The following is a 15,233-nucleotide window of genomic DNA, read 5'->3' on the forward strand; positions in this document are numbered from 1 at the left end:
CGCGAGTCCTCGACCGATCAGTATTTCCGAATTTCCAGCGGGTACTTGGTCACCAGCTCGCCGTTCTTCTCGACCATAATGACGTCGACATCCTTATACTCGACGCGTGTTTCGCTCACGCCGGCCGAATAGACAAGGCTGTGCTTGAAGAAGTTGGCATCGTCGCGGTCGGGGAAGTCCTCGCGGGAGTGCCCGCCTCGGCTCTCCTTCCGCGCCAGGGCGCAGGCCACGGTCGCTTCGGCCAGATCGAGCAGGCAGCCCAGCTCGAGGACCTCGAGCAGTCCCGTGTTGAAGACCGACCCCTTGTCGGCGACACCGATCGAACCGTAGCGGACTTTGAGTGCGGCGATCTTATCGCGGGCCCGGGTCAAGCCCTCGGCGGTCCGGTAGACGCCGCAGTCATCCATCATGGTCTGCTGCATTTCGTCGCGGATCCGGACCCAGGGCTCGCCGCGCGGTCGCGCCAAGAGCGCCTCGACGGCCGCGGCCGTGGCGGCCTGCGGGTTGGCCGGGAGCGGCTCGAACTGACGGTGCAAGGCGTGCTGCGCCATCGCGCGGCCGGCCCGACGGCCGAACACGACGAGGTCGACGAGGCTATTCGTGCCGAGCCGGTTGCCGCCGTGGACGCTCACACAGGCGCTTTCCCCCGCGGAGAAGAGGCCGGGGACGACCGTGCCGGCGGAGTCGCGAAGGACCTGGCCGTGAACGTCGGTCGGAATCCCCCCCATCGCGTAGTGGGCAGTCGGCTGGATCGGCATCGGTTCCTTGATCGGGTCGACGCCGAGGTAGGTCCGGGCGAAGTCGATGATGTCGGGCAGCCGCTTCTCGACCCAGGCGCTATCGACGGTCGCCCCGGTGGGGCTGGTCTTGTACTTGTTGATCGTCTCGGCCCGAATGTCGAGGTAGACGAAGTCCTTACCGCCGACCCCTCGACCCGCGCGGACTTCTTGATAGATCGATCGCGAGCAGACGTCGCGGCTGGCGAGGTCCTTCAAGTTGGGGGCGTACACTTCCATGAAGCGTTCCCCCTTCCCGTTGAACATCACGCCGCCGTCACCGCGGCAGGCCTCGCTCAGCAAGATCCCGAGCCGATAGATCCCGGTCGGATGGAACTGGTAGAACTCCATGTCCTCCAGGGGGAGGCCGTGGCGGTAGGCGATCGCTGGGCCGTCGCCGGTCAGGGCGAAGGCGTTGGACGAGACCTTGAACATCCGGCCGAAGCCGCCCGTGGCCAGGAGCACGCTCTTGGCGTGGAAGGTGTGGAGCTCTCCCGTGGCGATCTCGATCGCCACGATCCCACGGCACTCGCCATCCTCCATGATGAGATCCAGCATGTGGTACTCATCAAAGAAGGTCACCCCTTGTTTGATGCACTGCTGATAGAGCGTCTGGAGGATCATGTGGCCGGTGCGGTCGGCCGCATGGCAAGCGCGCATGACCGGGATCCGCGGCTTGGCCGCCTCGGTGCCAGGCTCAGCGCTCGGGTCGTATTTCGGGTTCGGCTTGGTGTGCCCGCCGAATCGGCGCTGGGAGATCCGCCCGTCGGCCGTACGGTCAAACGGGAGACCCATGTGCTCCAGGTCGTAGATGCAGTCGACCGCCTCGCGACAGAGGATCTCGGCGGCGGTCTGATCAACGAGGAAGTCGCCCCCCTTGATCGTGTCGTAGGCGTGGTTCTCCCACGAGTCGTCCTCAAGGTTGGAGAGCGCCGCGGCGATCCCCCCCTGGGCGGCCCCGGTGTGCGACCTCGTCGGATAGAGCTTGCTCACGACGGCCGTACCGACGTGCTTGCTCGACTCCAGCGCGGCCATCATACCCGCGCCGCCGGCGCCCACGATGATGCAGTCGAACCTGTGATAATTCATGGTCTTATTGGTGCGAGGACGATCGATCCCCGCCCTTGGTGTCAGGCCCGAACGCCACTCGGCCGTCAACGGCCGCGGGGAGCGACCGAAGCGGTGACCGTCTGAGACTGTCCCTTGCGGGGATGCGCCTTGATGTACTCTTGGTCCTTCTCGAACATGAGAATCGCGTAGCTGCCCATACCCACCAGGACCGTCGCGACGGTCCAGATCAGGGTATGAACAATCACGCGTCGGCCAGGCCGGACGATGTACTCGTCGAGGATCTGGCGGAGGCCGTTGAGGCCGTGGATCACTGCGAGGACGACCATCGCCAGGTCCCAGAGCCGCCAGAAGAAGCCGCTGCCGGGCTTGGTCCAGCGATCCGCGACGAAGGCGTAATTGATCGTCTCGACATTGAAGAGGATGTGGACGATGAACAGGTGACCGAGCGCCAGCAAGACCAGCGTTAGGCCCGAGATCCGCATGAAATACCACGCGCCCAGTTCGAATCCACCGCTCGGTTTCACCCGCCGACCTCGACCCGAACTTGCCACCATGGTCCCCTTCACTTTAAAACTCTGTCTCGATGCCAACCGGCGAAACCTCAGCCGATCGAAAGTCGCGGCTGAATCGTTCCCTTGTCCGTCTCAATTCGCGCCGAGGTGATCACCGGCTCCGGCAGGCTCTCGTACTCAGGCGCCTTCAACAACGGCAAGAGGACCCAGATCGCCACCGGAATCATGATCGCCCAGAAGGCGACCACCACGAAGAGGAAAATCTGTCGCTGGTACTGCACCCCCTTCGGCCAGAAGTCGAACAGCACCACGCGAATGCCGTTGAGCGAATGGAAGAGGACGCAAGCGATCAGCCCCAATTCACCGAGCCGAAACGCCCAGCGGATCGGCCAGTAGTACTGGCCCGACATCGTGCCGCCGTAGAGCGCCATGGTATGGTCATACCAGGCTGGGTTCACGACGACGAAGAAGGTGTCGGTAATGTGCGCGACCAGGTAAAGCAAAATACCCAGTCCGGTCACGCGATGGAGCAGCCAAGACCATTGGCCGAGCCCGCCACCATAGCGAAGGCCCTCAACCAAACGCGACCAGAGTCCGCGACGGTAATACCGCGGACTTCGATATGTCTGTGACATGGGAATCGGAATCCCGAGGAGGGCGGATCAATGAGAGTGGGCTCGAAAGCCCCTTCGCCTAGCCCAGGCGCATTCGACAACGTCGTCGGGCGAGACTCCTCAGCCACGGTGCCCGAGTCAGCCGAGATCCTCAATCGGCTTAACCTCAAGATTTTGTAGAGGTATTGGCGCGTCGGGTCAAGGGGGCACTCCGGAATCAAAACCCCATGGCCACACGGAATTCGTAACGCATCTCATTTCTGAGATAAAACTTACAGTAAATTTTGCCCGTCCTCCGCAGCCCCCCGGTTCGTTCCCCGAGCCGAGCCGAACTCAGCCCCCGGGCGAATCCGCCCCGGGCCTCGCTCGCGCCAAGGTGCGCGCACGGCACGGAGTCCTCCCGTAGCGTCCGCGATTGCGGACCATCTTCAATGTTGGCCTCGTTGGAGGTGGGATCCGCGATGATAACCCATGAGGGATGGTCCGCAATCGCGGACTTCCCGTAGCGTGGGCACGGCCCACCATCCCGATCTCCTTGCCAACGAGAAGGTTCAGAGGTGGGCCGTGCCCACGCTACGAAAATCGTTGGCCCTGCGATCACGCCAAGGCCGAGCGCATCGCAGCATCGATCTCTCGACGACCGGCTCCTTTTGGCGAATGCTGCCGCCCTGGACCGCCGCGAGCATCGAGCTTAAATAAAAGCGAATTGGCCATCAACACGGACCCAGGAGGAACCTGAGTCGCGGTGAAGACCGGCGGGAGTGCGATCCGGACGGACCTCAGCGTGCGAGATGAATCTGCGTGGCCGAGAAGAACCCGCCGAGCGTCAAACGCCCCACCGCGGCGACCGGACTGCCGTGACAAAGGTTCTCACCCAGGTCCTCGAGCCAGCCTCGATCCGGGACGAGCGAGGCTTCCGCCTCGACGATCATGAGATCCTTGGGGCGGCCCAGCGGTGCCACCTGCAAGACCAGACGCGACGCATCCCGTAATGCGCCGGAAGGTTCGACCCAAGAATCGATGATTGCGCCCGTGACCACCATTTCCGTATCCATATCCTGCTCCTCCCCGCCCGGTAAGGGGCGAAGTTCGGAGGCATTGAGCACTTGACCCGATGCATCCATCATAGCAGGTAAGGATTGGTGAGACAAGGGATCATCTCGGGAATCGCAGGGGCAATTCAGTTCGGTTCAGAGTTTCTCGACGCGAGTCAGGCCCACTCAGAGCGCCTGACGGTTCACGGCCGCCGACCGGTTTCGTGAACGGAATTTTCGTCAAAGCGTCATCGAATCGTATAAAGGTGGGATCGTGACGAACCTGTAAGCCGGATTCTGTCGGGGACGCGAACGTCCCCGGATGATCATTTCTCTGGGACGCCGGTTGCCCGGCGCCTCTAGCGACCTACCCGGAAGTCATCCGGATCGGGCAAATCCGCCGCCGCCGGCCCTCCCTTGCGGTCAGTCCGGCAACGTTGCTCCCTTATTTGGTCTTGCTCCCAGTGGGGTTTGCCAAGCCAAGCCGGTCACCCGACCTGCTGGTGAGCTCTTACCTCACCGTTTCACCCTTACCCCAGCGAACCGAAGTTCGCCGTGGCGGTCTGTTTTCTGTGGCACTTTCCCTTCCCGAGATCAATCGGGCGGTGGGCGTTACCCACCACCGCGCCCTACGGAGTCCGGACTTTCCTCTACGGCATGCCCTCGATTTGATGTTTCCATCAAACCAAGCGCCGTGGCGATCATCCAGTCCGTCACGAACCCATCACTTATCATATCTCACGGCTGCCTCGCCTCAACCAATATTCTTCAACAATTCGCGGATTCTCCCTCATACCCCCTCCCGCAACCCGCAAGACTCACCCTGCAATTTATCTACTCAATTTTTTCGATTCAAATTTCCCATTTTAACTATGTGCTTTATACTGTGGATATCCTCCCAATCCTTAGAGGCCTCCACCCATGTGTATCCGCGACTATCTCCAGAGCCGTCACGTCTGGTTCGAGACGCTGCTGCACCCACCGGCCCCTTCGGCGTCCAAGCTGGCGCAAACCGTTCACGTTTCCGGCCGGTTCGTCGCCAAAGGGGTATTGGTCGGTACGGGAGGGGCCTACGTCTTGGCGGTCCTGCCGGCGACCGCACGGATCGATATGGAGCGACTGACGCAAGCGCTTCATGGCCAATCGCCTCGGATCGCGACCGAGGACGAGGTCGAGCGGATCTTCGGCGACTGCGAACGAGGGGCGTTGCCGCCGTTTGGCCGGTTATACGGGCTGACGACCCTGGTCGACGCCAGCTTGTCGGGCAGCTCTGAGATCGTATTCGTGGGAAACTCCCGCCACGAGGGGGTACGGATGCGCTACCGCGACTACGAAGCGATCGAATCGCCGATTCGGACCCGGTTCGCACTGGCGACGAGCCCGCGTCAACGTCGCAATTCGCATCGCAAAGCCGGGTGAAGACTGGCCCCGCTCCCCCGCTCTGCCCTCACTTTTGTGAATCAGAGGGGGGAGCGGGGCATCCCGCCCACAGTTTCAATCCAACGACTCGATTGAATTACGGCCGGAACGCCGAGGCTCAGACGCCGAGAGCCGCCTCATTGGTTGGAGTTGCCGCCGTCGAGGCTCCGTCGGACTCAGGGGCGAACCCACGCCTCATCGTATTCTCGGTGATGGTGCGGGTCAGGAGGAACTCGAGCAGGTAGTCGGTCCCGCCGGCCTTGGTGCCGATGCCCGAGAGTTGGAAGCCACCGAACGGCTGGCGATCGACGAGTGCGCCGGTGATCGGCCGGTTCACGTAGAGGTTACCCACCCGGAACTCGCGTTTGACGCGGTCGATGTTCGCCGGGCTCCGCGAATAGAGTCCACCGGTCAGGGCGTAAACCGTGCCGTTGGCGATCCGAAGCGCATCGTTGAGATCGCTCGCTCGGAGGACGGCGAGGACGGGTCCGAACACCTCCTCCTGGGCGATTCTGGCGTCGGGGTGGACCCCGGCGACGATCAGCGGTCCGACGTAGTTCCCTCGCGCCACCAGTGGGCCCACATCGACCGACAAGACAACATCGCCTTCCCCCTCGGCGATCGTCTTGTAGCCTTCGACCCGCACGCGGGCCTTGGCGTCGATCACAGGGCCGACCGCGGTGTCCGGGTTGTCGGCCGGGCCGACGGGCAAGGCGCGGGCGGCATCGACGAGCCGCGCGACGAAGGCGTCGTAAACGCCGTCGAGGACGATCACGCGCGAGCAGGCCGAGCACTTCTGCCCCGCGTAGCCAAAGGCGCTCTGCAAGACGCCGACGACCGCCTCGTCGAGGTCGGAGTCATCGTCGACGATGATCGCGTTCTTTCCCCCCATCTCGGCGATCACCCGCTTGACATGGTTCTGCCCGTGCGCCGGCTCGGCCGCCTTGCGGTTGATCTCGAGACCCACATCGCGCGACCCGGTGAATGCGATCAGTGCCACCCGCGGGTCATCCACGAGGGCTTTGCCGACGTCGCCGAAACCGGGCAAAACGGTCAGCACCCCCTCGGGAAGGCCAGCTTCGCGAAGCAGTTCGCCCAGCAGCAGCGCGATCCTCGGGGCACGCTCGCTCGGCTTGAGCACCACCGTGTTTCCCGCGACCAGGGCGGCGACCGTCATCCCGGTCGGAATCGCCAGCGGGAAGTTCCAAGGCGGGATCACGGCCACGACTCCGCGGGCGATCCGCTCGATGGCATTGGTCTCGCCCGGAACGTCGCGGTGTTTCCCCTCCGCCAACCGGATCATCTCGCGGGCGTAGAATTCGCAGAAATCGATCGCCTCGGCGACGTCCCCGTCGGCCTCGCGCCAGGGCTTGCCACACTCGTAGACTTCCCAGGCCGAGATTTCCGAGCGCTTCGCACGCATGAGCGCAGCCGCTTTGAGGAGGACCGAGGCGCGGTCCGCGGCGGGGGTAGCCGACCACGCCGCAAGTCGTTCCCGCGCGATCGCGATCGCCTGGCGAGCATCCTCGGGGCGAGCCTGAACGAATCGGCCGACAACCGAAGCGGTCTCGCTGGGGTCGGTCGAGGTGAACTCAGTCCCGGTGGCGACCGCGCGACCGTTCAGAACCAGCGGGTAGACCCGGCCGAACTGACCGCGAACCACGCGAAGCGCTTCGCTCATCGCAGCGCGGGCCTCGGGCCGAGTGAAGTCGGTCGGCGGCTCGTTCTGAAACGGTGTCAAAACCGGCGCCGCCGCGTTCGCGGTCAACGACCCGGGCTTGCGTTGGGAAGGCTGGTTCCGGCCCCACATGGCTCCGACCTCCTCGGGATCGCGCAAGAGCTCCTCGACCTGAGCATGGTCGGTGAAGCTGGCCTTCAGGAACGACTCGTTCGACGTATTTTCCAGCAGTCGCCGCACCAAGTAGGCCATGCCGGGGAGCATTGCGCCATACGGGGTGTAGACACGAACCCGCTTGCCGTCGGCCACCAAGGCACGCTGAATCGGCTCGCCCATGCCGTGGAGCATCTGGATCTCGTAGGAATCATCCGGCACGTGATACGTCTCGGCGGCCGCCATCGCCAGCGCCAGGCTCCGCACGTTGTGGCTGCCCAGGGCCGGGCGCAACTGTTCGTGGTGCTCCATCAGAAAGCGGGCGGAACGCTCGTAACAGGCGTCGGTCTGCCACTTGTGGAGATAGACCGGGATCGGCCAGCCGAGTTGGCGGGCCAGGACCACCTCGTAGTCCCAGTACGCCCCCTTGACGAGCCGGACCGTGATCGGAGTGCCCCGCTGCTTGACCCAGTCGAGCAGCGATCCCAGGTCGGCCTCCGTCTCGGTCAAATACCCTTGAATGACGATGCCGACATCGGGCCAGTCGCGAAACTCCGGCTCGGAGAGCACCGACTTGAAGATCGCCAGCGTCAAATCCTTGTGGGCGTACTGTTCCATATCCACATGGACATAGGCGCCCAGATCGCGTGCGGTCCGCAAGATCGGGCGGAGCCGACGGGCCACGCGGTAAAGCGTCGAATGGTCGTAAAGCGCATCGAAGCGGGCCGTCAGGCTCGTCAGTTTCAAAGACAGGTTCACGCGAGGAATCGACCCGCGGTGATCGCGGTCGATTTGTGGTATCTCCGGTTCGACGCCCAACGGGCGAGCCAGGCCGCGAATCAAGTCGAGACAGGTCTGCTGATAGCGTTCGGCCTCGTGCTCGCTGATCACGGCCTCTCCCAGGAGGTCCGCCGTGAACGCGATCCGCTGCCGCCGCAGGGCGAGAACCGTCTTGAGCGCCTCGTCGGGGGTTGCGCCGGCAATGAACCGCCGTGCCATATGGGTCGCCCCGAACCGGGCGATCCCCGCTAAGGCACGTTCTCCCAGGGTTCCCGCCGGGGCCAGCGCAACCGCGAGTCGAAGCCACCAGGGGACCCGATCTCCCGCCTCATCCAGATATTCCACCAGGTGCCGGCGGATCGCCGTCGGGGTTTTGAGCACGGGCATCGCGTCAATGAACCGGAAGAGCTGGACCTTGACTAGGGGGTCGCCCAGCGTCAGGTTCATCATGCGGTCATCCCACCACCCGCGTTCCCAGGGCTTGGGTCCGCCCCCGACCTTGGCGAACAGCACGCGGCCGATTTCGCGCGCTCGGTGTTCGATCGAGGTCGAGGTCGCATCACGACTTGCAGTCATTGAGGCCATCGACGAGCCCTCCGAGAACGGGAGGTAAGCGAGATCAGAACGCCTCCCGCCACCCCTATTCTACGGCAGGACGGACCATAAGGATCACTTATTCGGCGGCCCTTCCGGTGATCGCGAACGGCGGGAGAGTCATTCCTTGAGAACCGGCCCCGCGCCCACGACTCAGGTGAGCGGGAGCGTCAGGGAACAACCTGTCGCTTGATTTCCCGCGCGAATCGAAAATTGCTGATATCCGCCTTCGCCCCTGAGAGGTTGACCCTGGATCTCGATCCTCGGTAGGTTAGACACATCCTCATCTCGATCGGTCACCGCGGTCCGGCGTTGCCGGCTTGGCAACGCCAGCCCAGCTTCATGTCCACCTTCTTATGAGGCAAGCCGCTATGAGAACGCGCATGACCTGGCTCGCAGCGCTGGCCCTGACCTGCGCCGGTATGGTGATGGCCTCGGGTGACTCACCGCCGCAGGCCCAACCGACCGATGCGAAGGCAGAGCCCGCCGCCACTCCCGCCCCCGCAACCGCCCCCGCATCCGCATCCGCACCTGCGGCTGCCCCAGTCTCCAACCCCAAGGAGGCCGCGATCCGTGAACAAGTTCAGGCGTTTGCCAAGGCTTTCAACGTCCACGACGTCGAGGCGCTGACCGAACTGTTGACCGCCGACGCCGTGGTCGTCGAACCTTCCGGGTCCGAGACGCGCGGCCAATCGGACATTGGCATGATGTACGCCGAGGAGCTTGAGAACGTTCCGGGGGTCAAGCTCGAGTGCACCATCGAATCCATTCGCTTCCTCACCGCCGATGTGGCGCGGGTCGAGGGCATGTCGCGACTCTCGTCGGGCACCGGCGACGCCAACGAATTCACCCGTTTTAGCGTGCTGACGATCCTCCAAGAGGGCAAGTGGCGGCTCGCCGAGATTCGCGAGTACGCCGCTCCTGGCGGAGACATCACCCCCTACGAACGGCTCAAGGAGCTCGAGTGGATGGTCGGTGACTGGGTGGACGAGAGCGGCGACAATAAGGTCAGCTCAAGCATTCGCTGGGCCGACAACAAAAGCTTTCTGATCCGCACGTACAGTATCGAGATCCAGGGCGAGAAGGCCTCCTCGGGCACAATGTTCATCGGCTGGGATCCCCAGACCACTCAGATCAAGTCGTGGGTCTTCTCCTCCGAGGGGGGACACGGCGAAGGACTCTGGACGCGGACCGCCGAGAACCAGTGGATCGTCAAGGCTCAGGGCACTCGTCACGACGGCCAGCCCAACTCGGCCACCCAGATCCACACCATCCTGAATAAGGATGTGGTGAAATCCAGCTCGATCGACCGGATCATCGGTGGCCAGCTCGCGCCCGACATCGCCGACGTCGTGATGGTTCGGAAACCGGCTCTGCCTCATGCTCGACTTGAGCCTCAGCCCGCCGCGACCGGCAAGCCGGAAAAGTAACGCGGCCCGTCCGACCACGTCATCCTCCTCCCGGTGGCTTGCTCAGGCCCCTGAGCAAGCCGCCGGGAGGCCACAAAATCAGCCTTGTTGCGTATCCGCACACCCAACGGCTTCACATCACCTCTCGAGGATGTCCATGTTTAATTCTCGGCAGACCATCCTCTTGCTTGCCGCAATAACCGCCTTCTTCGCCAATCCCGACCTGGCTCACGCCCAACGTCGTGGCGGTGGGGGGCGCCCCGGGGGTGCTGGCGGCGGACGCCCCGCGGGGGGAGGCGGCATGGCTCGTCCCATGCAAGGCGGTGGAGGCATGACCAGACCCTCCATGCCCGTCAACCGGCCCGCCATGGGCGGAATGACCCGCCCGTCCCCTGGCAACATGACCCGCCCCAATTTCGCCGGCAACCCGGGCGGTATGTCCCGGCCCAACTTCGGCGGTGGTAACCGGCCAGGACCGGGAGCCGGTTTTCCGGGAGGCAATCGACCGGGACAAGGCGGCGGGGGTGTCCAGCGCCCTGGATTCCCCGGATTCCCCGGTGGTAATCGCCCAGGACAAGGCGGCGGCGGGGTCCAGCGCCCCGGATTCCCCGGATTCCCCGGTGGTAACCGACCAGGACAAGGCGGCGGCGGGGTCCAGCGTCCCGGATTCCCCGGATTCCCCGGTGGTAACCGACCAGGACAAGGCGGCGGCGGGGTCCAGCGCCCTGGATTCCCCGGATTCGCCGGCGGTAACCGACCAGGACAAGGTGGCGGCGGTGTCCAGAGGCCTGGATTCCCCGGTGGTAACCGACCGGGACAAGGCGGCGGTGGCGTTCAGAATCCCTGGCTCGCCGGAGGTAACCGGCCCGGCCAAGGTTGGGGCAACCGTCCCGGACAAGGCGGCGGTGGCGTTCAGAATCCTTGGCTTGCCGGCGGCAATCGCCCAGGACAGGGCTGGGGCAACCGCCCGGGACAGGGCGGCGGTGGGGTCCAGAATCCCTGGCTCGGCGGCGGCAATCGCCCCGGTTTTGGCGGCGGTAACATCAACAACCGCCCCTGGGCCGGATCGGGCAACAACATTGGTTCCGGCAATTTCGGACAGATCGGCGACAACCTCGGGATCGTCAGCCGGACCAATTCCGTCAGCAACAGCTTCGTCAACAACAACTTCGGCGGCGGAGGCTATTCTTCGGGTTACGGAGGCGCCCCGACGATCATCAACAACAACGTGAACACCGTGACCGGCGGTGGTGGCTGGGGCGGTGGTGGCTGGGGCGGTGGCGGTGGCGGTGGCTGGGGCGGCGGAGGTTGGGGGGGTGGTGGCTGGGGCGGCAACAGCGGCTGGTCCTCCCCCTACTACGGCAACTGGTACCGCGGCAACTGGGGTGGGGGCTCCGGGTTCTTGACCGGTTTTGGCGCGGGGGCACTGACCTCGTTTGGGCTCGGCACCGCGTTTGGTGTCTCAAACAGCGCACTCGGCTATGGCGGGTTTGGCTCTCCGACCGTCGGCTATGGAATGAATTACGTCGTCCCGACTTGGGGCGCCAGCGACTATACCGACTGGGGGCTCGGCTCGGTGGCCAGCGACTGGCTCTACAGTGACTATGCGAACCCTTACGCCTCGACGTTGGTCGTGACTCAGCCCGCAACGTCGGCCGTCGTCTTCGACTACTCGCAGCCGATCAACGTCGTTGCCGCCGCTCCCGACCCGTCGATCGCCACCAGCACCGAGCAGATTTTCGCGGCCGCGCGCGACGCCTTCCAGGCCGGCGACTACGCGCGAGCGGTCGAACTGGCCGATCAAGTGATCAAGCAGACTCCCAACGTCCCGGTGGTCCACGAATTCCGCGCTCTGGCCCTGTTCGCTCTCCAGCGATACGACGAAGCCGCGGCCGTCGAATACGCCGTGCTCACGGCCGGACCGGGGTGGAACTGGTCCACGCTCGTCGGGCTCTACCCCGACGTCGACACCTACACCCACCAGCTCCGCAACCTGGAAGCGTACGTCACGGCCAACCCCAACTCACCGGCCGGCCGGTTCCTCCTGGCGGACCATTACATGGTTGAGGGACACAACGACGAGGCCTTGGACCAATTCGTACAGGTCACTCTACTTCAGCCCAAGGACCAACTCTCGGCGTCGTTCGTCAAGGCGCTCCGGAAGCCCGCCAACCCCGAGCCTCAGCCTCAGGTCGCCGCAGCAACACCGGCCCAGGTCCCAGAACAACCGCCTTCAACCTCACCCGCCGCAACCACGCCCTCCTCGACCGCCACGGAGCCGGCCCCGACAAGCCCCCCTCCCCCTCCGCCAGCCGCGATGGCCGGAACGTGGAAGGCCCAGCCGACGCCCGACGTCTCCGTCGCCCTGACGCTCAAGGAAGACGGCGCCTTCACCTGGGACATCGATAACAAGGGTCAGAAACAGTCCCTTGAGGGCCACGCGGAATTCAAGGACGGAACGCTCGCCCTGCTCCATACCGACGGCCCCCCGCTGGTCGGCAAGGTCACGCAGTCCGGCCCCGACAAATTCGTCTTCGCCCCCCCAGGCGCCGGAGCCAAGGCCCCCGGCTTGACCTTCACACGCTAAGCCGAACGAACGGCCCCGCCCGCTCGATTCGCTCGCCCCCCAAGGCGAGCGAATCGAAATCAGACCACGTCTCTTCCAGCCTACAACCGGCCCCGATGTTGGGAATCACGAAGAAAACCGCGGGAAACGACCGCCCGATTCCAAGTCTGCCAGGACCGACCACCTCGACACCACGTGCGGCCCGGTTTAAGATCCGGCAAGTATTAAACAGTGAAGCCGAGATCAGACGCGGAGGTCGGTCGTGTCCCAACCATCGCCAAGCCCTTGCCCCGGCCCTGGTCGGGTTTCTCGCCGCGAGATGATCGAGATCGGCTCCAGCCTGGCGCTCGGGCTCGGCCTGACCGACCTACTCCGCGCCGAGGCGGGAGCCGCCCCCCGGGCACGGCGTCGCGCTCGTCCCCAGGATCAGGTGACGCCGACGGCCGACTCCTGCATCCTGATTTTCTTGAACGGCGGGCCCAGCCACCTCGACATGTGGGACATGAAGCCCGATGCGCCGGCCGAGATCCGCGGCGAGTTCCGGCCGATCGCGTCGAGTCTGCCCGGTGTCCAGGTTTCCGAGCACCTGCCCCTGTTCGCCCGCCAGGTGCACCTGGGAACCCTGATCCGCTCCGCGCACCACAGCGTGAACAACTCGCACGGGGCGGCCGTCTATACCGGCCTGACCGGGCACGACCGCGGTGAGGTCGGCGGACGAGCCCAGCCGACCGACAACCCGGCGATCGGATCGGTTGTCGGACTCCACCGGCCGCCCGAGACCGGGATCGTCCCGTTCGTCGCGATGCCGTATATCACCGCCGAGGGCGCGGGGGGACCGCCCCAGCCTGGATTCTTCGGCGGCTGGCTCGGGCGGACGCACGACCCGCTCTTCGTCCTCAAGGATCCGAACTCGCCTGACTTCGCAATGCCCGAGCTCTCGCACCCGGCGGGTGTCGACCTGGCGCGGTTCGCGAGCCGGAAACGGCTCGACAATGTGCTCGGCACCCCGGCGGGGTACGAACGTGACCCGCGGCTCCGTGACGTCGACGGTTTTCGCGCGCGGGCGTACGACTTGCTCACCGCGCCGACGGCCCAGGACGCGTTCCGGATCGACCGCGAGGACCCGCGAATCCGCGACCGCTACGGCCGGAACATCTACGGCCAGAGCGTGCTGCTCGCCCGCAGACTGGTCGAGGCCGGCGTCCGGGTCGCCAGCATCTCCTGGGCGCCCGACGCCAACGCCACCTGGGACACCCACGGCAACAACTTCAAGACCCTCAAGAACACCTTGCTCCCGCAACTCGATGCCGCGCTCTCGTCGCTGCTCGACGACCTCCAGTCGCGGGGCCGGCTCGACCGTACGCTGGTCGTCGTCATGGGCGAGTTCGGGCGGAGTCCCAAGATCAACCCCGCGGCGGGCCGTGACCACTGGAACTTCGGCTACAGCCTGTTCCTCGCCGGCGGCGGGATCAAGGCGGGCCACGTCCATGGCGCCAGCGACAAGATTGGTGCCCGCCCGCACCTCGACCCCGTCACCCCGGCCGAGATCATCGCCACGATCTACCAGTGCCTCGGGATTCCAGCCGATCTCCTCCTCTACGACCAGTTCCGACGCCCCTTCACCGTCGTGCCCGAAGGCCGGCCGATCGCGGCCATCCTCGCCTGAGCCGGTTCGCGATCCGGCCGTCCTCCAAGGAGAGGCTCTCCGTGCCCCCGAAAATTTCCGCATTCCCGAAATGCTACCTCGACGAGATCGCCGGCCAGCGCTCGATGACAGTCTTCGACTGGATCGCCGAGGCGCGATCGCTCGACGCCGACGGTCTTGAGATGTACGACGGCTTCTTCACCAGCCTGGACGACGCCTACATCGACCGCGTGGGCGACGCGATCCGCGAGGCTGGCTTCGCCATGCCCATGCTCTGCTGCTCGCCCGACTTCACCAATCCCGACGCCGACGCCAGGCGGCGGGCCATCGACCGGGAAGCCGCCCTGATCCGAGTGACGAGACGGCTCGGCGGCCCCGGCACCGTCTGCCGGGTGCTTTCGGGTCAACGCTACCCCCAAGTCGGCCGTGAACAAGGGCTGGAGTGGGTCGTCGCCTGCATCGAGGAACTCTTGCCGGTCGCTCGGGAGCACGACGTCGTGCTCGGCCTGGAAAACCACTACAAGGACGGCTTCTGGCGCTACCCCGAGTTCGCCCAGAAGCAGGATGTCTTCCTCGACCTGGTCAAAGCGATCCCCGAGCGCCGGCACTTCGGCGTGCAGTACGACCCGTCGAACGCGATCGTCGCCGGCGACGACCCGATCGAGCTCTTGCGGGCCGTCGCCGATCGCGTGGTGAGCATGCACGCCAGCGATCGCTACCTCGCCAAGGGGACGACGCTCGACGAGCTCCGCCAGGCCGACGGCACGCTCGGCTACTCGCCCAACCTGCTCCATGGAGTGACCGGCAAAGGATTAAATGATTACCCCACAATCTTCACCATCCTGGCCGAGCATGACTATTGCGGCTGGATCAGTATCGAGGATGGGATGAACGGAATGGGCGAGATGGCCGAGTCGCTCGCGTTCCTCCGAGCAATGATCAAACAACATTTCTCATAATCACTCCGAAATTAATCCAACAA

At 64.8% G+C, this 15,233-nt stretch carries 10 protein-coding genes and 1 other RNA gene; 5 read left to right on the forward strand and 6 right to left on the reverse strand.

Features of this window, described 5'->3' with window-relative positions; genetic code table 11:
* Positions 1-17: 17 nt before the first annotated feature.
* The 5 genes from sdhA to rnpB form a co-directional block, all read right to left on the reverse strand.
* Positions 18-1,865 (reverse strand): succinate dehydrogenase flavoprotein subunit, encoded by a 1,848-nt coding sequence (gene sdhA / locus BUS42_RS13620; RefSeq protein WP_074307375.1) that lies wholly within the window; start codon positions 1,863-1,865, stop codon positions 18-20.
* Positions 1,866-1,930: 65 nt separating this feature from the next.
* Entirely contained in the window at positions 1,931-2,371 is a 441-nt protein-coding gene (locus BUS42_RS13625) for a succinate dehydrogenase hydrophobic membrane anchor subunit (protein WP_254053491.1), read from the reverse strand.
* Between the two features lie 77 nt (positions 2,372-2,448).
* Entirely contained in the window at positions 2,449-2,994 is a 546-nt protein-coding gene (locus BUS42_RS13630) for a succinate dehydrogenase, cytochrome b556 subunit (protein ID WP_074307377.1), read from the reverse strand.
* Positions 2,995-3,752: 758 nt separating this feature from the next.
* Complete coding sequence (locus BUS42_RS13640) at positions 3,753-4,028, reverse strand: hypothetical protein (protein WP_074307379.1); 276 nt, start codon at positions 4,026-4,028, stop codon at positions 3,753-3,755.
* Between the two features lie 249 nt (positions 4,029-4,277).
* An RNA gene (rnpB, locus tag BUS42_RS13645) (RNase P RNA component class A) lies at positions 4,278-4,724 on the reverse strand.
* 204 nt (positions 4,725-4,928) lie between these two features.
* On the opposite strand from rnpB, the gene BUS42_RS13650 reads away from it, so the two are divergent.
* Positions 4,929-5,426 (forward strand): aminoacyl-tRNA deacylase, encoded by a 498-nt coding sequence (locus BUS42_RS13650; RefSeq protein ID WP_074307380.1) that lies wholly within the window; start codon positions 4,929-4,931, stop codon positions 5,424-5,426.
* Positions 5,427-5,544: 118 nt separating this feature from the next.
* On the opposite strand, the gene BUS42_RS13655 is transcribed toward BUS42_RS13650, so the two are convergent.
* Complete coding sequence (locus tag BUS42_RS13655) at positions 5,545-8,613, reverse strand: proline dehydrogenase family protein (RefSeq protein ID WP_254053492.1); 3,069 nt, start codon at positions 8,611-8,613, stop codon at positions 5,545-5,547.
* 401 nt (positions 8,614-9,014) lie between these two features.
* Between BUS42_RS13655 and BUS42_RS13660 the strand changes: the two genes are divergently transcribed.
* The 4 genes from BUS42_RS13660 (at position 9,015) to BUS42_RS13675 (ending at position 15,210) form a co-directional block, all read left to right on the forward strand.
* On the forward strand, positions 9,015-10,061 hold the full coding sequence (locus BUS42_RS13660; protein ID WP_254053493.1) for a YybH family protein: 1,047 nt from the start codon (positions 9,015-9,017) through the stop codon (positions 10,059-10,061).
* A gap of 136 nt (positions 10,062-10,197) precedes the next feature.
* Positions 10,198-12,627 carry a tetratricopeptide repeat protein gene (locus BUS42_RS46145; protein WP_261340753.1) on the forward strand — a complete coding sequence of 810 codons (2,430 nt, stop codon included), beginning with the start codon at positions 10,198-10,200 and terminating at the stop codon, positions 12,625-12,627.
* A gap of 241 nt (positions 12,628-12,868) precedes the next feature.
* On the forward strand, positions 12,869-14,272 hold the full coding sequence (locus BUS42_RS13670; RefSeq protein WP_074307383.1) for a DUF1501 domain-containing protein: 1,404 nt from the start codon (positions 12,869-12,871) through the stop codon (positions 14,270-14,272).
* A 41-nt stretch (positions 14,273-14,313) separates the two neighbouring features.
* A complete protein-coding gene (locus BUS42_RS13675; protein ID WP_074307384.1) occupies positions 14,314-15,210 on the forward strand; it encodes a sugar phosphate isomerase/epimerase family protein in 897 nt (298 codons plus the stop codon).
* The last annotated feature ends 23 nt before the right edge of the window (positions 15,211-15,233 follow it).

Origin of the sequence: Singulisphaera sp. GP187, assembly GCF_900129635.1 — a bacterium.
Taxonomy (GTDB): Bacteria; Planctomycetota; Planctomycetia; order Isosphaerales; family Isosphaeraceae; genus Singulisphaera.